The organism is Mesorhizobium sp. WSM4989 (genome assembly GCF_029625795.1).
GTDB lineage: Bacteria > Pseudomonadota > Alphaproteobacteria > Rhizobiales > Rhizobiaceae > Mesorhizobium.
Genome location: NZ_JARTVN010000024.1, coordinates 1 through 286, shown reverse-complemented (window position 1 = coordinate 286; position 286 = coordinate 1). Strand labels below are relative to the sequence as shown.

Sequence of the window (286 nt, the reverse complement as noted above, 5' to 3'; positions counted from 1 at the left end):
GCGTAGGGCGTCCCAAACCCATTCGCGAAGCGCGACTTTCTCCAGCCGCTCCTCAATGCTTGCGCGTTCGTCTGGGCGGTCTGGAATGTCGGCGGTCAAGATCTCGCGTCGTCTTCGACGCAATTGTTGCAGGCAACAGCGGTGCAACACAGTGCGAAGCCAGCCACCGACGGCTTGCGGATCCTTGAGTTCGCCGATGCGCCTCAGCGCGATCAGGAAAGTCTCATGCACAGCATCTTCGGCGTCCGCCCCATAGCCGAGCATGTTCAGCGCTATCGCATAGAGC

The 286-nt window shown here is 60.8% G+C and carries 1 protein-coding gene; it reads right to left on the bottom strand.

Annotation, left to right across the window (positions count from 1 at the left end; translation table 11 throughout):
- A partial coding sequence (locus tag P9217_RS30175; RefSeq protein ID WP_278088329.1) for a sigma factor occupies positions 1–276 on the bottom strand: 276 nt, incomplete at its 3' end.
- Positions 277–286 lie beyond the last annotated feature (10 nt).